This is a genomic window from Aquabacterium sp. J223, from assembly GCF_024666615.1.
Lineage (GTDB): Bacteria > Pseudomonadota > Gammaproteobacteria > Burkholderiales > Burkholderiaceae_C > J223.
On record NZ_CP088297.1, the window covers coordinates 2,758,770 to 2,777,379 of the forward strand.

General features: G+C 74.3%; 17 protein-coding genes. 7 read left to right on the top strand and 10 right to left on the bottom strand.

What is annotated here, in order from left to right; all coding sequences use genetic code 11:
- The first annotated feature begins 31 nt into the window (after positions 1 to 31).
- Both LRS07_RS13155 and LRS07_RS13160 read left to right on the top strand, forming a co-directional pair.
- Positions 32 to 1,393 (top strand): lipocalin family protein, encoded by a 1,362-nt coding sequence (locus LRS07_RS13155; protein ID WP_260498475.1) that lies wholly within the window; start codon positions 32 to 34, stop codon positions 1,391 to 1,393.
- The gene (locus LRS07_RS13160) at positions 1,390 to 1,653 is read left to right on the top strand and encodes a hypothetical protein (protein WP_260498476.1); all 264 of its coding nucleotides are present in this window, start codon (positions 1,390 to 1,392) and stop codon (positions 1,651 to 1,653) included. Before LRS07_RS13155 ends, LRS07_RS13160 begins: the two co-directional genes overlap by 4 nt.
- Here LRS07_RS13160 and LRS07_RS13165 read toward each other — a convergent pair.
- The 3 genes from LRS07_RS13165 to LRS07_RS13175 are packed head-to-tail and all read right to left on the bottom strand — an operon-like array spanning position 1,569 to position 3,644.
- Positions 1,569 to 2,876 (bottom strand): DNA topoisomerase IB, encoded by a 1,308-nt coding sequence (locus LRS07_RS13165; protein ID WP_260498477.1) that lies wholly within the window; start codon positions 2,874 to 2,876, stop codon positions 1,569 to 1,571. The two genes, LRS07_RS13160 and LRS07_RS13165, sit on opposite strands and share 85 nt — an antisense overlap.
- A complete protein-coding gene (locus tag LRS07_RS13170; RefSeq protein ID WP_260498478.1) occupies positions 2,863 to 3,192 on the bottom strand; it encodes a hypothetical protein in 330 nt (109 codons plus the stop codon). The genes LRS07_RS13165 and LRS07_RS13170 overlap by 14 nt, the downstream gene beginning before the upstream one ends.
- Positions 3,189 to 3,644: a ferritin-like domain-containing protein gene (locus tag LRS07_RS13175; RefSeq protein ID WP_260498479.1), complete on the bottom strand. Its 456-nt coding sequence runs from the start codon at positions 3,642 to 3,644 to the stop codon at positions 3,189 to 3,191. The genes LRS07_RS13170 and LRS07_RS13175 overlap by 4 nt, the downstream gene beginning before the upstream one ends.
- A gap of 172 nt (positions 3,645 to 3,816) precedes the next feature.
- Between LRS07_RS13175 and LRS07_RS13180 the strand changes: the two genes are divergently transcribed.
- On the top strand, positions 3,817 to 4,713 hold the full coding sequence (locus LRS07_RS13180; RefSeq protein ID WP_260498480.1) for a hypothetical protein: 897 nt from the start codon (positions 3,817 to 3,819) through the stop codon (positions 4,711 to 4,713).
- An 18-nt stretch (positions 4,714 to 4,731) separates the two neighbouring features.
- Here LRS07_RS13180 and LRS07_RS13185 read toward each other — a convergent pair whose 3' ends face one another.
- From LRS07_RS13185 to LRS07_RS13195, 3 genes are all read right to left on the bottom strand, one after another.
- Positions 4,732 to 5,844 carry a phospholipase D-like domain-containing protein gene (locus tag LRS07_RS13185; protein WP_260498481.1) on the bottom strand — a complete coding sequence of 371 codons (1,113 nt, stop codon included), beginning with the start codon at positions 5,842 to 5,844 and terminating at the stop codon, positions 4,732 to 4,734.
- 153 nt (positions 5,845 to 5,997) lie between these two features.
- Positions 5,998 to 7,842 carry an ABC transporter ATP-binding protein gene (locus LRS07_RS13190; protein ID WP_260498482.1) on the bottom strand — a complete coding sequence of 615 codons (1,845 nt, stop codon included), beginning with the start codon at positions 7,840 to 7,842 and terminating at the stop codon, positions 5,998 to 6,000.
- Positions 7,843 to 7,967: 125 nt separating this feature from the next.
- Positions 7,968 to 9,305 (bottom strand): AI-2E family transporter, encoded by a 1,338-nt coding sequence (locus tag LRS07_RS13195; protein WP_260498483.1) that lies wholly within the window; start codon positions 9,303 to 9,305, stop codon positions 7,968 to 7,970.
- Between the two features lie 41 nt (positions 9,306 to 9,346).
- On the opposite strand from LRS07_RS13195, the gene LRS07_RS13200 reads away from it, so the two are divergent.
- Both LRS07_RS13200 and LRS07_RS13205 read left to right on the top strand, forming a co-directional pair.
- Complete coding sequence (locus LRS07_RS13200; protein WP_260498484.1) at positions 9,347 to 10,342, top strand: YihY/virulence factor BrkB family protein; 996 nt, start codon at positions 9,347 to 9,349, stop codon at positions 10,340 to 10,342.
- Positions 10,339 to 11,454 carry a mechanosensitive ion channel family protein gene (locus LRS07_RS13205; protein ID WP_260498485.1) on the top strand — a complete coding sequence of 372 codons (1,116 nt, stop codon included), beginning with the start codon at positions 10,339 to 10,341 and terminating at the stop codon, positions 11,452 to 11,454. The genes LRS07_RS13200 and LRS07_RS13205 overlap by 4 nt, the downstream gene beginning before the upstream one ends.
- Here LRS07_RS13205 and LRS07_RS13210 read toward each other — a convergent pair.
- Genes LRS07_RS13210 through LRS07_RS13225 form a run of 4 tightly spaced genes read right to left on the bottom strand, consistent with a single transcriptional unit; the run spans position 11,441 to position 16,212 of the window.
- Positions 11,441 to 12,706, bottom strand: coding sequence for a glycosyltransferase (locus tag LRS07_RS13210; RefSeq protein ID WP_260498486.1), 1,266 nt, complete (start codon positions 12,704 to 12,706; stop codon positions 11,441 to 11,443). The genes LRS07_RS13205 and LRS07_RS13210 overlap by 14 nt on opposite strands.
- 11 nt (positions 12,707 to 12,717) lie before the next feature.
- Positions 12,718 to 13,683: an amidohydrolase family protein gene (locus LRS07_RS13215; RefSeq protein ID WP_260498487.1), complete on the bottom strand. Its 966-nt coding sequence runs from the start codon at positions 13,681 to 13,683 to the stop codon at positions 12,718 to 12,720.
- A gap of 28 nt (positions 13,684 to 13,711) precedes the next feature.
- Positions 13,712 to 15,703, bottom strand: coding sequence for a glycosyltransferase (locus LRS07_RS13220; protein ID WP_260498488.1), 1,992 nt, complete (start codon positions 15,701 to 15,703; stop codon positions 13,712 to 13,714).
- Positions 15,634 to 16,212 (bottom strand): beta-galactosidase, encoded by a 579-nt coding sequence (locus tag LRS07_RS13225; protein ID WP_260498489.1) that lies wholly within the window; start codon positions 16,210 to 16,212, stop codon positions 15,634 to 15,636. The genes LRS07_RS13220 and LRS07_RS13225 overlap by 70 nt, the downstream gene beginning before the upstream one ends.
- A 202-nt stretch (positions 16,213 to 16,414) precedes the next feature.
- Between LRS07_RS13225 and LRS07_RS13230 the strand changes: the two genes are divergently transcribed.
- Positions 16,415 to 16,783: a hypothetical protein gene (locus tag LRS07_RS13230; protein WP_260498490.1), complete on the top strand. Its 369-nt coding sequence runs from the start codon at positions 16,415 to 16,417 to the stop codon at positions 16,781 to 16,783.
- Positions 16,784 to 17,068: 285 nt separating this feature from the next.
- A complete protein-coding gene (locus tag LRS07_RS13235) occupies positions 17,069 to 18,514 on the top strand; it encodes an RNA polymerase factor sigma-54 (protein WP_260498491.1) in 1,446 nt (481 codons plus the stop codon).
- Positions 18,515 to 18,610: the final 96 nt, after the last annotated feature.

The following is an 18,610-nucleotide window of genomic DNA, read 5'->3' on the forward strand; positions in this document are numbered from 1 at the left end:
GCGGCGCGAGTGCATCGAACGGAACCAGCCCATGAACGCGCGTCAGCTGCGACAGGAGATCGAAGCCGCCCGGGCGGAGATCGCGGCGCAGGACGAGCGCCTGTCGGTGAGCTGGTCGGTGCTCAAGCAGTCGGGCGCCTCCGCCGCCAAGCGCAAGCTGCTCGCCGGGGGCGTGGCGCTCGCGGTCGGCCTGGTGCTGCGGCCCGCGCGGGGTGCCGGCCGTGTGCCGCGGTCCGGCTGGCGGCGCTACGGCCGCTTCGCCGCCCCGCTGCTGAAGACCGGCCTGCCGGTGCTGCTCCCGTTGATCACGCCGCTGCTCGACCGACGCGCGACATCGCTGATGTCGCGGGTCGGGCTGCCCGTGGGCGGCCCGGTCGACCCGCCGCTGCACGGTGTCGACACGCTGCCCGACACGCAGTGGGAGGGCACCTGGCACGAGTGGGCCTTCCTGCCCACCCGCGAGCACCATGACACCGACGTCCGCTGGACGCTGCGGCCGGTGGCCGACGACAGTGCCGATCGCGGCACGACCGCCGACCCGCCGCCGCCGACCTGGGACATCGTCGTCGAGGGCATCGACGGCGCCGGGCGCGAGCAGCGCACCCAGGGCCGCTGCCGCCGTCCCGACCCGGCGCAGCCGGGCCTGATGCAGACGAGCTTTGCCGCGCCCGCGCTGCAGTTCCTGCCGCTGGCCTGGCACGACGAGGTGGTGCTGCACGTCGCGCCCGAAGGCGACGTGCTCGTCATCGGCACCCCGGACCGGCAGCGGCTGTGGGTGCTCGGCCGCGGCCCGGTGCTGGACGAGGCGCGCTGGCCGGCGCTGCTGGAGATCGCCGCGGCGCAGGGGTTCGAGGTGGACCGCCTTCGCCGTGCGGCCAGCGCGCCGGCCGCGGCCGCGCTGCCGGCGGACCTGCCGCCGGCGACCGCCACGCCGGCCGAGAGCGCCTACCTGCCGGACGCCGTGCCGCCGGCGGCCTCGACCCCCGCGTCGCCGGCGCCTCGCCGGTCTGAGCCGGGCGGGCGCCCGACCCCGTTCTCAGCTGTTGCCGGTCGGGAAGCCCGACCGGGTTTCCTGCTCCGGCGATTCCGGCGGCGGCTTCTGGCCGCCGCGCACGGTTTTGCCCTGTTTGATCTCCTCGACGGTTGGAGCGTCCTGCGGTGTCCCGTCGCGGCCGTCCTTCGGCAGCGGCGAGGCGCGCGGCACCCAGCCGCGCGGCGGCTCGGCGGCGGACTGGAGGACGAAGTGTCGGTCGAGCGTTTGTCGGTGCATGGCCATCTCCTTGGGGTGGTGTCCCTCCAGCGGCAACCGCGGTGCCGCGGCCCAGGGGCGACCGCGAGGCATGGCGGTTGCCCGTGTCGGTCCACGGTGATCGCACCGCAGGAGGGTTCATGAGGATTCAGACCACGATCGGCCTGGCCGTCGCCGCGGGCGTCATGGCGGGGATGTCCATCGGCTGGCGCCAGCGCCAGCGCCGCCAGGCGGTGCTGCACGACAGCCGGCCGGCCGCGTTGCCGGCACCGCTGCAGACCTGGGAAGACGAAGGCGGTGCCGTGCCGGCGCCGCAGGGTCAAGCCGCTCGGGTGTCGCCGCTGCAAAGCACCGACGACGCCAGCCTGCGCGACGACCCTGCGCCGGGGACCGTGGCCGGCTGAGCCGCGCAGCGGGTCAGGCGCGGGCGGCGGGCCAGGCGGGCCGCCGTCGCGCCCGATGCTGCGGCCGAGCGGGTCGTGCGGCGCCGCAGCGGCGTCAGCAGCGTGACCAGCTGCCGCTCCGCCGGCTTCAATCCGCGCCACGCCGCCGGCGTCCTGCCCTCGCGCGCGCACAGCTGTTCGAGGCGGCCTTCGCCGAAGCTGGCCAGCACCAGCGGGTGGACGTAGGACTTGCGGCAGACGGTCACCGTGTGGCCGAGCAGCGACGCCACCTCGGTGATCACCTCCTTGACCAGTCGCTGGCCCTCGGCCTTCGTGTCGGCGCGGCAGGGCTGCAGCCGCTCCAGCGCCAGCGCGCTGGCGTGCCAGGTGCGGAAGTCCTTGGCCGTGAAGTCGCCGCCGGACAGTTCGCGCAGGTAGGCGTTGACGTCGCCCGAGCCGATGCCGTGCAGCTCGCCGTCCTCGTCCACGCATTGGAAGAGGTCCTGGCCGGGCAGGTCCTGCAGCTTGCGCACGATGCGTGCGATGCGCGGATCGTCGAGCTCCACCGTCTGCTGCACCCCGCTCTTGCCGCGGAACGACAGCTTCAGGTGGCCGCCGCGGACCGCCGCATGCCGGTTGCGCAGCGTGGTCAGGCCGAAGGAGCGGTTCTCGCGCGCGTACTCGTCGTTGCCCACGCGCAGGTAGGTGGTGTCGAGCAGCCGCACCAGCGTGGCCAGCACCTTGCGCGCGGGCAGGCCGGGCAGGCCGAGGTCGCGCTCCACGCCGCGGCGGATGCGCGGCAGCGCCAGGCCGAACTCGCGCAGGCGCTCGAATTTGGTGGCGCCGCGCAGCTGCTGCCACAGCGGGTGGTAGCGGTACTGCTTCCGGCCCCTGGCGTCGCGGCCGGTGGCCTGCAGGTGGCCGTCCGCCAGCGGGCAGATCCAGACATCGGTCCACGCCGGCGGAATGGCCAGCGAACGCACCCGGCGCAACGCGGTGTCGTCGGCGACCGGCCGGCCCCGGGTGTCCAACACCTCGAAGCCGTCGCCGCGACGTTCGCGACGCCAGCCGTCGAGGTGGGTGTCGTCGACGTGGACCAGGCGTCGGATCGCGGCCCGTTCCTCGTCGGCGAGCAGCGTCGCCAGCGCCCGCCCGGCGTCGGCGACGGGGCGGGACCGCGACGCGGCGCGTGACCGGCTCCTGGGCGGCGCCGGGGTGCCGGGCTGCGGTTCAGCGGCCGGCACCGCCGCCGCCCGCCGGCGCGCTGCCACCGGCCAGCGGCGCGGGCGGCAGTCCGCCGCCGGGCACCGCCGGGCTGCCCGGTCGCACGCCCACCACGTCGGGCGTCGCCCCGGCGCTGGTGCTGGACTCGCCCGGCCCGCTCGGCCGCGCCCCCGGCGCCGCGACGTCGCCGGTGGGCCGGTCGCTGAACACCCCCTTGGGGTTGCCCGTCTGCGTGCTCGGGTTCATGCCGGGCGTCGGCGGCGTGCTGGGCTTGCGGTCGCAGCCGGCCACGGCCAGCAGCAGGACCAGGCCGGCGGTGGCCGCGACGCGTGTCATGCGGCCGCCTGCCGGTAGCGGTTGCGCGCGGCCTTGACCTCGTCGTGGTTGCGCTGGGCGCCCTCGTACTGGGTCTGCACCAGCTGGCGCAGCGCAGGGTCCAGCGGCTGCTCGAGCGCCTTGCGGTACTTGGCCACCGCCACGTCCTCGCCGCGCTCGCATTCCTCCAGCATCGCCTTGTCGTCGTAGCCGGTCAGCTTGCTGCGCACCGACACCCAGCCGCGGTGCACGGCACCGGCCACGCTGCCGCCCTGGTCGGGGCTGCCACCGAGCGCGACGACCTGTGCCTGCAGCTCCTGCGCGGCGCGGGCACAGCCCTGGGCGCGCGTGGTGAACAGCGTCTTCAGCTCCGGCGCCTTGGCGTGTTCGGCGCATTCGCGAAACCCGTACTCGCCGTCCTTGCAGGTCTCGATGAGGTCGTTCAGCAGCGAAATCGTGTTCTTCGTGTCCATCTCGTTCCTTTGGTCAGGGCGCCGGAATCCGGACGCCTGTGGCGGTCGCCAGGGAAGCCGGCGGCCTGCCCGCTTCACGGCAGACGCCGTGCCCAGGCGACGTCACGGTGGCCGCCCCGGCGGGGGCATGGGCCTTGCACCCCGACGGGATCCCCGCCGTCCCCTGTCTGCCATGGAACCCACGCTGGTCGTGCTGGTGCACCCCGTTTCCCCGCTGCGCTGGCCGGCCTGTGCCCGGCTGCTGCAGGCGGTGCAGGCCCTCGGTCCGGTGAAGCTGACCTGGCTGCTGTCCGCCGAGGTGATGGCCGCGCCCCGCGACCCGGCCTTCGAGGCCGCGCTCGGCCGGCGGCTCGACGCCGGCGACGAGGTCGGGCTGCGCGCCGCGGCGGCGCCGCCGGCCGAGCGCCGCTGGCGTCGGCTGGCCGCGGCGGATCCGGCACGGGGTCGCCTGCGCTGCGAGGACGCGCTGAACGGACTGCAGGCGGCGCTGCGCTGGTTCTCGGCCCGCGGCTGGCCGCTGCATGGCGTGGTGCCGCCGGCGCGGGCCGTCGGGCCTGGACTGGAAGCGGCGTTGCAGCTGATGCCGCTGCAGTACGCGCTGCTCGGCCGCGAGCTGCAGCTGCTGCCGTTGGGTGAAGGGCTGGCGCTGCCGTCGGTGGGGCCGCGCTGCGGCGGCCCGTGGCCCCGGCTGGTGGCACGCCTGCGCGAGCGCCTTCCCGGGGCGCTGGGGCTGGACCACGCCCCCGTGCTGCGGCTCGACCTGCGGCCCGAGGACGCCGACCGGGCCGGACCGCGCCGGCACTGGCAGCGCTGCCTGGCGCGCCAGCTCGCCGTGCGCCGCAGCGCCACGCTCGCCGACTGCGCCCGCGACTGCGGCCGCCTGGTGCGCGCCGCACAGGCGGACGACGCCGCCCTCGGCCCACCGGCCGAGGCCGTGCCGCTGGTCAGCGCCGAAAGCCCGGTGTTGCCCGACAACGCCGCGCCCACGCCGCTGCCCGGCGACTGGGTCGGCCCGGGCGCCACGCCGCGCCATGCGGCGGGACCGTCGTCACAACGACCGCCGCCCTGACGGCGGCGGCAGGGCGCCTCAGCCCAGCCAGCGCAGGAACCAGGCCCTCGGCGGCGGCAGCGGCCGTCCGCGCTGCAGGTCCTGCCGCAGCTCGGCGGTGAGCTGCGCCGCCGCGTCGGCATCGGCGCACAGCAGCGCGGGCAGCCACGGCATGGCGGCCGGGTGCCGGCCGTCACCGCAGTCCGCACCGGTGGGACCGAAGACCGCCCAACGGCCGTCCACGCTGGCGAGTTCGCCCGGCCAGCGGCGGCGCGCGATGGCATGCATCCGAACCCCGGACAGCCGCCCATGCACCCGGTGCAGCGGTCGGCCGTCGTCGTCGGCGGGCAGCAGCACCCGCAGCTCCACGCCGCGCTGCAGCGCGCCCTCGGCCGCCGCGGCGAGCGCCGGCGTGGGCTGCCAGCGCTCGACCGCCACCAGCACGCTGCGCCGGGCGCCGTGCAGGGCGCGGCACAGCGGCTGGTCGTCCACCGCCAGCGCCACCAGGCCTTCACCGCGCGGCGTGGGCTGCGGGAAGTAGCGCGCCAGGTACGGACGCCGGCCGCTGGCGGCCTGCCAGGCGTCGATGAAACGGGCCTGCAGCAGCGCCACGGCGGGGCCGGCGAGCGCCACCTCCTGTCGACGGGCCGGCCGCAGCCGGCCATCGACCGCCGGCGCGCGCGCGCCGCCGGCCAGGCCGACCACCGCCTGGCGTCCATCGACCACGAGCCAGCAGGCGCCGCGCTCGTCGGCCGCCGCCGCGCCCGGCCACCAGCGGGTGCCGGGTTCGGCGAGGGAGGGGCACTGGGCCAGGTGCACGCCGGCCTCCTGCAGCAGCCGGCTCGCCGGCCGGTGCGCGGGCCAGCCGCGTTCGGCGCCCACCAGCAGGTGCACCTTCACGCCCTGGCGCGCCTTGGCCGCCAGCCGGGCCACCAGCGCCTGGCCGGTCCCGTCGGCGTCCAGCACCGGGCGGACGAGGTTGACGTGGTCTCTCGCGCCGTCGAGCGCGGCGAACTGGGCCTTCGCCGCCTGCGGCGCGTCGTGCAGCCAGCGCCAGCGGTTGCCGGCCCGCCATTCGGCATCGGCCCAGGGACTGCCGGCCGGCGGACGGTCCAGCGCCGGCAGCGCGGAGCCGACCGGCCAGTGCAGCACATTGGGGGAGGGGGGCCGGGCGTGGCGAGGGTGCGCGCGGCAGCAGGGGAACGACGGCCATGGGCGATCCGGGTACGGCGGGGATGCCGTGTCGGACGCGGGCAACGCCTGTGCCCGGGCGGGGCCGGCCCTGCGAGGGCAGCGGGAGGGCGTTCAGGCGGCGACGGCCACGGCCGCCGGCCGTTCGTCGGCGGGCCCTCGCGATGCCGGGGCCGGCGTCGCCACGTCGTCGGCGGCTGCGCCGAGCAGCAGCCGGGCGAACAGCGGCTGCCGTTCGCGCAACTGGTCCACCGTGCCGACGTCGACCAGCCGCCCGCCCACCATCAGCGCCACCCGGTCGAAATGACCGAGCAACGACATGCGGTGGACCGAGGCGACCACCGTCGCGTCGGCAAAGGCGGCGTCGATGCGGTGGTGCACGCGCAGCTCGGTGATCGGGTCGAGCGCGCTCGTCGGCTCGTCCAGCAGCAGCAGGCTGCTGTGGCGGGCGGCGAACAGGCCGCGCGCCAGGGCCAGACGCTGGCGCTGGCCGCCGGACAGGTTCATGCCGCGTTCGGCCAGCGGCGTGTCCAGCCCTTGCGGCAGCGTCGACAGCACGCCGTCGAAGCTGCTGGCGTGCAGCGCCGCGGCCAACGGCGCCTCGCCGTCGCCGGCCTGCGGGTCGAGCACGATGTTCTCGCGCACGCTGGCCTCGAACACCTCGGCCTCCTGCGGAACCAGCGTCGCGCGGTCGGCCAGGTGGCGCCGGCCGGCGAGCGCCACGCCGTCGACCTCGATGTGGCCGCTGCCGGCCTCGTACAGCCCGGCCAGCAGCTTGAGCAGCGTGCTCTTGCCGCTGCCGCTGGGCCCGACCAGCGCCAGGCGTTCGCCGCGGTGCAGCGACAGCCGCACGCCCTCGACCCCGCCGCCGCCGGCATGGTCGTAGGCCAGGTCGTGCAGGTCGATGCGCCGCCAGCCGCCGTCGGCCGGCGCCACGGGCGCCGCCTGCGGCGCCTGCAGGATCTCGGCGGCCTGGGCGTAGTCGGTCCGGGCGCGGGCGAAGGCCTGGTAGTGGCTGGCCAGGGCGCCCACCACCCCGGCCGCCTGCTGCGCGTACTGGTGGACCATGAACAGGCTGCCCAGCAGCAACGTGCCGGCGGCGGCCGGCGCCGCGCCGCCGGTCGCGGCCAGCACGTAGACCACGACCAGGCCCCAGGTCAGGGCCGCGCCCATCAGGTCGACGCCGCACCACTTCCACTCGGTGAGCACGATGCTGCGCGCCAGCGGCTGGAAGACCTCGCCGAGGCGGCGGTCGAGCAGCCGCCGGCTGGCGCCCTGCAGCCGCAGGCTCTTGACCGAGCCGATGTTGCCGACGAAGTCGAGCAGCCGGGCGGCGTAGCGCCGCTCGGCGGTGTTCTCCTGCGCCGCCAGGCGCATCAGCGAGCCGTCGAAGCGCACGATGACGGCGAAGATCACCGCATAGCCGACCAGCGCCACGCCGCCGGTGGCCGGCGACAGCCACCACAGCGCCAGCAGCGGTCCGACCAGGTTGACGGCGGCCTGCAGGTAGATGAACTGGTTCTGGGTGAAGCTGTAGAGCGCGCCGCTGGCCTGCGCGACCCGGTGCTGCAGTTCGCCGGAATGGCGCTGCTCGTGCCAGGGCAGGGGCGCGGCGGCCAGTCGGGCGTAGAGCAGGTCGGCCACGCTGCGGCGCACGCGCACGCCCACCGAGCGCTCGATCACCCGGGCCGGCCCGTGCAGCGACCAGACGCCGCAGTAGGTGGCCAGCAGGCCGGCGATCCACCAGCCGGCGGCGGGCAGGCCGGCGACGCCGGCGGCCTGGATGCGGTTGATCGCCTGCGCCGCCATCCACGGCATGGCCAGCTTGACCAGCTGCGAGGTGGCGAGCATCGCCATGGCGAGCACGAAGCGCGGCCGTGCCCCCTCGGCATGGCGCCACAGCGCGCGGTACAGGTCGGCGAAGGAAGGACCGGCGCAGGCGGACGCAGCAGGGGACATCGGGGGGCACGGCAGGCGGCCAGGACGTCGGCCGCGATGCGGGCACTGTAGGGCGCCGGCGCGGGTTTGCCGCGTCGGTCGCCGACCGTTTGCCGTGTCGGAATCGGTCCGACAGGCGGCGAGGGTCAGCGCGGCGGAAACCCCATGCGCGGGCGCGTCCGGCGCATCAGCTTGCGCAGCGAGGTGGGCGGCGCCTCCTGCTCGCTCAGGTAGCCGGCCATCAGGCGCCAGCCGGTCACCCGCTGGCAGGCGGCGCGGATGCCCAGCAGCATCGGCACCGCGATGAAGGCGCCGGCCACGCCCCACAGCCAGCCCCACAGCATGACCGACAGGAACACCGCCATCGGCGACAGCCGCAGGCGGCGGCCGACCACCAGCGGGGTGACCAGGTTGGCCTCGATGCTGTGCAGGAGCATGTAGCAGGCGGCCGGCGCCACCATGCTGGTCCAGTCGTTGAAGGTCAGCACGCCGGCCACCAGCAGCCCGCCGGACACCAGCGACGGGCCGATGAAGGGCACGAAGTTCATCGCCCCGGCCAGCGCGCCCCACAGCAGCGGGTTGGACAGCCCGAGCTGCAGCATCGCCAGCCCCACGGCGATGCCGACGCCGCTGTTGATGATCGTCATCGTGCCGAGGTAGCGGCCGATGTCGCGCTGCGCCCGCCGCATGCCGCCGAGCACCCGGGCCCGGGCCCGTCGGTCGGGCAGCGCCTCCACCGTGCGCGACAGCAGCCGGTACTCGGACGCCAGCAGGAAGTACAGCAGGATGATGGTGGCGATGGCGGTGACGCCGAAGCCCAGCACGTGCTTGGCCAGCGTGCGGGTGACGGTGACGCTCTCGGTGGCGATCTGCTGCTGCACCGGGTCGGGTTCGCGGGTGCCGCGGCGTGGCGGCTGCATGCCGGGGATCGGCAGCGCCGCACGCAGCCGCTCGAGGATGTCGGCGACCTGCTGGATGTTGGCCGGTGCCCGCGCCCACCAGTCCGCCGCCGGCACCGCCAGCGTGCTGACCACCGAGCCGGCGATGGTGAGCGCCGCGCCCAGCACGATGGCCGCGCCGAGCTGCGGCGGCACGCCGCGCCGCGACAGCAGGCGCACCGGCCCGTAGAGCAGGAAGGTCAGGATCAGCGCCACCGCCAGCGGCAGCAGCACGACCTTCGCCTCCTGCAGGAAGAACAGCACGGCGATGGCCAGCAGCCCCTTGCCCACCCACGGCGGCAGGCCGACCACCCGCACCGCCACGCCGCGGCGGTTGGCCGGCGAACTGCGCGCCACCATCGGCGGGCCGGGCGGCAGGGACGCCGCGAGCCCGGGCGCGAGATCGGCCACGCCCCCGGGCGAGGGAATGGCGTCGGCGTCGGCCGGCGGCGGCGTCTGCCCCATGCCGGCGGCGGCGGGAAACGGCCCGGTCTGACGCCGGTCGTCGTCGGTGGCCGAGGAGCCGAGGGGCAATGCAGCGGGCATGGGTGCCCCGCTCAGGCATGCGGTGTGCCCGAAACGCCTCCATGGCCATCGACGCACTCCGACTTCGCCTGGAACAACGTGGTCAACGGCTGTGGGGGCGGCTGCCGCCGCGCCTGCGCGAGGGGCTGCACACCGGCTGGCTGGGCGTGCGGCTGTGGATCGCGCAGGACGCCGCCGAACTGGGCGCCTCCATCGCCTTCTACTCCATGTTCGGCCTGGCGCCGCTGCTGGTGGTGGCCATCTCGGTGGCCAGCGGCGTCTTCGGGGCCGAGGCGGCGCGCGGCGAGATCGTCGGCCAGATCGAGGACATGGTCGGCCGCGACGCCGCCCTCGCCATCCAGGAGATGATCGCCTCGGCCTGGAACAGCAACTCCGGCGGCCTCGCCGCGGCGCTGGGCATCGTCACGCTGCTGTTCGCGGCCAGCCGCGTGTTCGCGGCGCTGCGCACCGCGCTCAACCGCATCGGCCGGGTGGTGCCGCACGCGTCGGCGCTGACCACCTTCGTCCGCGCCAAGCTGGTGGCCATCGCGCTGGTGCTCGGCTTCGGCTTCCTGCTGGTGGCGTCGCTCGCGCTGTCGGCGGCGCTGGCGGCCTTCACCTCGGCGCTGGTGCGCCAGGCGCCGATGCTGGCCGGCGTGCTGTCGCTGCTGGACGTGGTGGTGTCCACCGCGGTGCTGACCGCCGCCTTCGCCGCCTTCCTGCGCTGGCTGCCCGACGCGCCGCCGCACTGGCGCTCGGTGTGGATCGGCGCGCTGGTGAGCGCGCTGCTGTTCTCCATCGGCAAGCACTTCATCGGCCTGTACCTGGGCCGCGTGAGCGCCACCAACAGCTATGGCGCCGCGGGCTCCTTCGCCATCATCATGCTGTGGATCTACTACTCCTCGCAGATCCTGCTGCTGGGCGCGGCGGTGACCTGGGCGATCGAGGGCGTGCAGGCCGAGGACACGCAGGCGGTGGCCGCCCGCGCCGACGCGCTGGAGGCCGAGCGCCGGGGTGAGGCACCGCCCGCCGGCGGCGTGGCGACCCCCGTGCGGTGAACCCGCTGCCGGACCTGGAGGCGCTGCGCCCCTGGCTCACGCCGGCGGCCGTCGCGCTGGCCGCCGTGCTGCTGGCGGTGGTGGTGCAGCGGCTGGGCCGGGCGCTGCTGCTGCGGCTGTCGCGCCATGCGCCGCTGGGCGAATCGGTGCTGCTGCGCATCGACCGGCCGATGCAGTGGGTGCTGCCGTTGCTGGCGCTGCAAGCGGTGTGGCAGGGCGCGCCGTCGACGCTGCCCGGGCTCGACGGCGTGCGCCACCTGACGGTGCTCGCGCTGATCGCCGCCATCACCTGGGCGCTGACGCGGGCGGTGCATGGCGTGGCCGACGCCGTGCTCAAGCGCCACCCGGTCGACGCCGCCGACAACCTGCACGCGCGCCGCATCCTCACGCAGACGCGGGTGCTGTCGCGCATCGTCGCCAGCGCGCTGCTGGTGGCGGGCATCGCCTTCATGCTCATGACCTTCCCCACGGCGCGGCAGTTCGGCGCCAGCCTGCTGGCGTCGGCCGGCGTGGTGGGCCTGGTGGCCGGCATCGCCGCGCGCTCGGTGTTCAGCAACTTGATCGCCGGCCTCCAGCTGGCGCTGACGCAGCCGCTGCGCATCGACGACGTGCTCATCGTTCAGGGCGAGTGGGGGCGGGTGGAGGAGATCACCGGCACCTACGTGGTGATGAAGCTGTGGGACGAGCGGCGGCTGATCATCCCGCTGCAGTGGTTCATCGAGAACCCGTTCCAGAACTGGACGCGCGACAGCGCGCAGATCATCGGCAGCGTCTTCCTGTGGGTCGACTACACCACGCCGCTGGAGCCGCTGCGCGAGGAGGCCCGGCGGCTGGCCGAGGCCAGCGCGCACTGGGACGGCCGGGTCTGCCTGCTGCAGGTGACCGACGCCGACACCCGCGCCATGCAGCTGCGGCTGATCGTCAGCTCGGCCTCGTCCGGCCAGAACTGGGACCTGCGCTGCGAACTGCGCGAGGGGTTGATCGCCTTCCTGCAGCGCACCCGCCCGCAGTGCCTGCCCACGCTGCGGGTGGCGCTGCAGGACGGCTGGGAAGGGGCGGCCACGCGGGGCAGGGCGCCGCCGCCGGGTGCCACCTCGCTCAGCGCCCCGTGACCAGGCCGTTGGCCCCGAGGCCGTGGGCGCCCTTGCCGCCGCGGCCGGCCAGCCCCGGCACCAGCGACTCGTTGGCCGCCGGCTCGGCGCCGTCGGCGTCGTGGAAGCGGCCCTGCCGCGCCAGCCGCTGCAGCAGCTCGCCGGTGCGGGCCACGCAGTCGTCGAGCGAGAAGCGCTGCAGGGCACGGCTGCGCGCGGCGCCGCCGAAGCGTTCGCGCAGGGCGGGGTCGCGCAGCAGCGCACGGGCGCAGGAGGCGATGGCGTCGATGTCGCCGGGGCCGGCCAGGTAGCCGGTGATGCCGTGCTGGACCAGTTCCGGCACGCCGCCGACCCGGGTGCCCACCACCGGCAGCCCGGCCGCCATGGCCTCCATCAGCGCCAGCGGCATGGCCTCGGTGTGCGAGCTCGACACCACGAGGTCCAGCTCGGCCAGCACCGCCGCCATGTCCGACTGCAGCCCGGCCAGGTGCACATGGTCCTGCATGTCGAACTGGCGCACGAAGCCGGCCGCCTGCTCGGCCATCGGGCCGGTGCCGCACATCACGACGCGGGCCTCGGGGTCGGTCTGGTGCACCAGCAGCATGGCGCGCAGGAAGGTCTCCGGCGCCTTCTCCCACGAGAGGCGGCCGATGAAGCCGATCAGCGTGGCCTCGGGGGCGATGCCGAAGCGCCGGCGCAGGGCGCCGTCGCGCACCCGGCGCGGCTGGAACACGCCGCAGTCGACGCCGTTGGGGATGAGGTGCAGCCGGTCGGGTGCCACGCCGAGGTTGAGCGCGTGCAGCTGGCTGTACTGGCAGACCACGCCGAGGTGCGTCTGGCCCAGCCGGTGCATCTCCAGGTCGGGGCTGCCGAGCTGCCTTCCGTGGTTGGTGAACAGCACCGGCACGCCGGTGAGCCGCCCGGCCAGGCCGCCCAGGAGGTGGGCGTTGTTGAGGTGGCAGTGGATGACGTCGACGCCCTGCGAGCGCACATAGGACGCCGTGCTGCTGATCGACGCCCAGGCCGGGTCGTCGGGCATCGGCATGACCAGGATGCGCACGCCGGGCAGCCCCTGCAGCGACTCGCTGAACGGGCCCTCGTGCGGGCAGCAGACCGTGACGTCGAAGCGGTCCTTCGGCAGGGCGCGCACCAGCCGCTGCACGTAGGTCTCCATGCCGCCGACGATGGCGTTGCCGACGACCTGGAGCACGTGGATGCGGCCACCGCGCCCGGCGGCGGCCTGGCCGATCGGCGTGCTGCTGGTCGGGCTCACGGCATCGCCTTTCAACAGCAGGTGGGCATCCAGCGCAGGCGCCCGGGCCGCGACGTGCCGCCCGCGGCGCGCAGGGCTTGCGCGCCACGCGAGGTGAGGGACGAGAACAGTCCGCCCGCGCGCGGGCCCGGCGCCTCGGCGGCGGGCGTCTCGCGCACCAGGCGCTGGGCCGGCGGCACCAGCCCCAGCCAGGTGGCGGCGGTGCGGAAGAAGATGCGCTCGCGGTCCTCGCGGCCGACCTCCAGCTGGTCGAGCAGGTCGACCAGCCAGCGCCGGCGTTCGGCGATGTGCGCGCCGTCGCAGGGAAAGAAGCAGTCGCTGCCGTACTGCAGGCAGTCGGCACCGAGCACGTCGAGCGCCTTGCGCAGGACCTCCAGCCGGTAGGGCGGCGGCGGCCCGAAGCTGAGGTCGAAGCGGAACACCATGCGCTCCGGCGGCACGCCGTGGATGCGGTCGATGAGGCCGACGGCGATGGCCTCGTCGCACCACGGCCAGCTGAGGTGCGCCAGCGTGACGCGCACGCCGGGGTGGTCGCGCAGCGGCTCGAAGCCGGCGGGACGGCAGAAGCGGCTGGAGCGGCCGTCGATGAAGATGCCGCTGTGGAAGAGCAGCGGCAGCCGGTGCTGCGCGGCCCGCGCGAACAGCGGCTGCACCCGGTCGTCTTCGGGCGACCAGCCGCTCGGGACCATCTTGATGCCGCGCAGCCCCGTCTCCAGGCAGCGGTCGAGGTCGGCGACCGCGCCGGGGTCGGCCGGGTTCAGCACCGCGAAGCCGACCAACCGGTCCTCGTGGCCCTTCACCAGCCCGGCCAGGTGCGCGTTGGCCCGCCGCAGCGAGGCCGGGTCGTGCATCGAGTAGCCGTTGTGCAGGAAGGGCGCGAGCAGCACGCCGATGTCGGTGTCGGCCTCGTCGAGCGCACGCAGCACGCCCTCGGCCGTCTCGTCGCCGGTGCAGTGCAGGTGGGCGTCGATGATCATGGCCGCCGGCGGGCTGCCGCGTCCTCCCTCAGCGGGCCGCGGCGGGCGCGATGAGCACCGCCTGCAACCGCGCCGCCGCCAGCGGATCGGCCACCGGGGCGAGGGCGCCCGGCAGGGTGTCGACGGCCATCACCTCGTCGTCCGGCACGTCGAGCTCGGACAGCAGCGCCGCGCGCTGCGCCAGCACCTCGTCGATCAGCGACATCACCTTGCGGCTGGCGGCGTCCCACGAGTGACGGGCGACACAGGCGGCGCCCTGCCGCAGCCGGGCCTGCCGCTGCTCCGGCGTCTCGGCCAGCGCCGCGTCGCAGGCGGCGGCGAAGTCCTCGGCCGTGCCGGCGATGCGCACCGCCTCGCCGTACAGCGTCACCACGTCCTTCACCGGCGTCGAGACCACCGGCTTCTCGGCGGCCAGGTACTCCAGCGTCTTGGTGGGGCTGATGTAGCGCGTGTGCTCGTTGAGGGCGAAGGGCAGCAGGCAGACGTCCCAACCGGCGACCAGCGCCGGCAGACGCTGGTAGCTCTGCTGGCCCAGCCAGTGCAGGTTGGGGCGCTGCGGCAGCTGCTCGGGATCGATCTTCACCACCGGACCGACCATGACGAACTGCCACTGCGGACGGGCATCGACGACCTGGGCGAGCAGCGCCAGGTCGAGCCGCTCGTCGATGACGCCGAAGAAACCGAGCCGCGGCGCCAGCAGGTGGCTCTGCAGCTTCTCGGCGGCCAGGTAGTGCTCGCAGTCGCGGGTGACGTGCTCGGGCGCGTAGTGCGCCACGTCCACCGAGCTCGGCAGGCAGTGCACGTTGCGGCCGAGGTCGCGCTTGGCCTCGTACAGGCTGGGCCCGCCGGTGAGCACGATGTCGGCGCGCTTGAGCAGGGCGGCCTCGCGCTGGCGCAAGGCCTTCGGTGCGTGCTTGAACGCCGCCAGTTCGTCCATGCAGTCGTAGATGACGGCCTGCGGATCGAGCGCGTCCAGCAGCGGCAGCGCCATCGGCGTGTAGAACCAGGCCAGGTGCTCGGCGGGACCTTCGTCGACCAGCCACTGGTCGAGCAGACGGCGCAGCACCGGCATCTGGGCGTCGTCGAAGCCGCCACCGGCCAGCGGCGTGTGCGGCCGCAGCACGGTGATGCCGTCGCACACCGGCAGCTGCTCCAGCCAGGCGTCGCCCTCGCAGTGCACCGGCTCCTCGAAGAAGTAGACGGGGTGCTGCCGGCCCAGCCGCGTCAGCAGGTGCTGCGGCCGCTGGAAGACGAAGTCCCAGCGCAGGTGCGAGAAGACGATCAGCGAGGTGCTCATGGCGGGCTTTCCTGGGTCGGTGGAATCGGGGGTGAGGTCGTGCGGCAGGCGGCGCTGCCACTGCTGCAGCGCCCGGGCGTAGGGCCGGCAGAGCACGCGGCCGGGCGGGCCGGGGGGCTTGCCGTGCTCGGTGGCCGCGGCGTCCCACAGGCCGCTGCGGTGCCAGTGGTCGAGGTTGTCCCAGTCGGGGCGGTCGACGACGGGGTACAGGCAGATGCCGGCCAGCGGCAGGCCCTGGCGGCGCACCCGCTCGACCTCGGCCGCCACCTCCTCCAGCCATTCGGCCCGGCCGACGCCGACATGGCTGGTCTCGGCGATGAGCAGCGGCCGGTCGTAGCGCTGCCAGGCGGCGGTGAGCAGGTCGCCCAGCGGCTTGCGGCGGGGGTCCTTCAGGTGCCAGTACAGGCGCCGTTCGGTCATGACCTCCCACTGGCCGGAGTGGTAGTAATTGATGCCCAGCACGTCCAGCCATTGCGGGCCACCGCCGAGCTGGGGCTCGCTGCGGCCGGCGAGCATGTCCCACACCTGCCACTGGTAACCGGCCACCTCGTCGGCCAGCGGCTGCAGGTCGGGTCGGTCGGCCGGCGGCGCCACGTGAACCACCGGCTCGATCTGAAGGAAACGCACGCGCGGATCGACCTGGCGCATGGCCTTCATGGCGGCCAACGAGGCTTCGACCAGCCGGCACTTGATGGCATAGCCGCTGCGCGCCGAACTGGCCACCTCGCCATCGGCCAGCTTGCGGCCGCCGGGGGGCCGCCGGCCATGTTGTCGGTCTCGGACAGCACCCAGGCGACGAAGCTCACTTCGTTGACCGGCGTGACGATGGGCGGCAGGGCGTCGTCGTGCAACGGCTGGAGTTCGCGGGCCACGGCCGCGGCGAAGGCCGCGAAGCGGTCGACGAAGTCCTCGTGCATCACGTGCAGGTCGTCCGGCATGCCGTAGTGCATGAGCGTCCACAGCGGCTGCACGCCTTGCCGCCGGGCCACCTCGGCCATGCGGTGCAAGCGGGCGAAGTCGTAAGCGCCGGGACTCGGCTCCGCCAGCCGCCAGCCGATGCTCTCGCGCACGCTGCGCAGGCCCTGCCGCGCACAGCGGGCGTAGTCGGCCTCGAGTCGATCGAGGTGGTCGGTGAGGGCCACCATGTCCAGTGGGTGGCCGCTGCCATTGCGATGGTCCGCGCCTTCGAAGCCGGCCATCCAGAACGACTGCAGGGACGGCGGCCCGCTCAACGCCACGCCTCCGCCGGGCAGGTGATGGGGCCGATGCGACGGGTCAGGCGCATGGAGGTCTGGCGGGTGGTCGGTGGAGGCACCGGCACCCTTGGGCAACTGGCGTACCGCACCGCACCAAAACATCAGAAGCACGTCGGGCGGGGGCACGGGCCTTGCCGCGCGCTGGTGGCGGCACGACTCGCCGCATTTGGGAATGCCCATGACCCGGACCGAACGACCCACGCCGCCCGTCGCCCCCGCCGCGCCCGGCAACCCGCCGGGACGCCGGGCGGACGGCGCCGGCGAAGGCGAGGACCGGCACGGCACGGCGGACATCGACGGGCGCAGCAGCCAGCGACGCGACGACGCGCCGGAGCCGCGGCTGCCGCATGAACGGGACGAGTCGGCCGACAGCCAGCAGCACCAGGTGCCGCAGGTCACCCGGCAGGCTGCCGAGGACGTGGCCCGCGGCCTGCGCGACACCAGCCGGGCCGAGGCCACCGACCGCGCCTACCGGGAGCAGCAGCGCGACGACCAGGGGAGGGTGGACGACCGGCGGGGGGTGGACGACACCTCGCGTCGGGACTGAACCCGGGCGAGCGCACGGTCGCCGACGCACTTCTTGCGGTAAGGCCAGCCAGGCTTGCCGGCAATCCACAGGCCTGCCTTACCGGTGCTGCTGCAAACGGCGCCTGGAGCCCCGTGAAGTGGTGCGTCGGATGAAGGGAATGCGCCGACTTTCGAGAGGTTTCTTGAGCGAGCACGCGATGAATGAAACGTCTCGTTGCGCGGCTCACCGGCCGTGAGGACTTCACGAATCCCGGCATGGGTGTTGCGTTAAGGACCGCTTGAACAACACACGCAGGGAGAGTCCATGAACGCACCCACGCTGCGCCTCGAGCACCGGCAACACCAGACGCTGACCCCGCGCCTGCAACAAGCGGTTCGGCTGCTGCAGTTGTCGTCGCTCGACTTCGCGCAGGAAGTCCAGCAGGCGCTGGACACCAATCCCTTCCTCGAGGAGGAGACCGAGACCCCGGCCGCCGTGCAGGCCGCCGAGGCCGCGGCCGACCCGATCACCGCGCCCTGGGACTCGGCGCCGGAGATCATCAACGACACGGTGAGCGCCACCGAGCAGGTCTGGGAGCGCGACAGCTGGACCTCGACACCGGGCAGCGGCTCCGGTCGCGGCCATGGCGACGGCGAGATGGACGTGGTCGACATGATGGCCGCCGACGTGTCGTTGCGGCAGCACCTGCACGGCCAGATCAACGTGACCCCGCTCTCGGCACGCGACCGCATGCTGACGGCCGTCATCATCGAATCGCTGGACGACGACGGCTACCTGCGCATCTCGATGGACGAGATCCGCGAGATGTGCGAGGTGCAGCCGGCCGTCGACGACGACGAACTCAACGTGGCGCTGCGTCTGGTGCAGAGCCTGGACCCCAGCGGGGTGGCCGCGCGCGACGTGCGCGAATGCCTGCTGCTGCAATTGCGCGACACGGTCGACGACGCGGAGCGGGAGCTGGCGCAGCGCATCGTGACCCACCACCTCGACCGCCTGGCCATGCGGGACGTGCCGCACCTGTGCCGCGCCACCGGGGCCACGCCGGCCCAGGTGGAGGCGGTGTGCGAGCGCATCCGCCACCTCGACCCCCGGCCGGGCTGGCGCTTCGGTGCCAGCACCGCGCAGTACGTGACGCCGGACGTCATCGTGCGCAAGGCCAAGGGCAACCGCTGGATCACGATGTTGAACCCGGACGTGGTGCCGAAGGTTCGCCTCAACCAGATGTATGCCGAGCTGTTCCAGCAGCACCGGGACTCCGGCCATGCCGAACTGGCGTCTCACCTGCGCGAGGCCCGCTGGACGGTGCGCAACGTGGAGCAGCGCTTCTCGACCATCCTCGACGTGGCCGACGCCATCGTGCGGCGGCAGCACCACTTCTTCGAGTTCGGGCCGCTGGCGATGAAGCCGATGGGCCTGCGCGAGATCGCCGAAGAACTGGGGCTGCACGAGTCGACCGTCTGCCGGGTGACCAACAACAAGTACATGGCCACGCCCTCCGGCGTGTTCGAGCTCAAGTACTTCTTCTCGCGCGCGCTGCCCACGCCCGGCGGCGGTGCCGCCTCGGCGACCGCAATCCGCGGAATGATCCGCGACATGATCGAGGCCGAGAGCGCCACCGACCCGCTGAGCGACGCCCAGATCGCCCGCAACCTCGCGCGCCAGGGCCTGTCGGTGGCCCGCCGCACGGTCACCAAGTACCGGCAGATGATGAAGCTGCCCGCCGTGGAGAAGCGCCGCCGCCACGCTTGAGGTGTCGTCAGCCGGGGTGCGGGCCCCTGACGCTGCGGTGAGTTCAAGTCCTGTATTCCGACGCCGCGCGGCCTGATGGCCCCGGCGTCTTTCTCG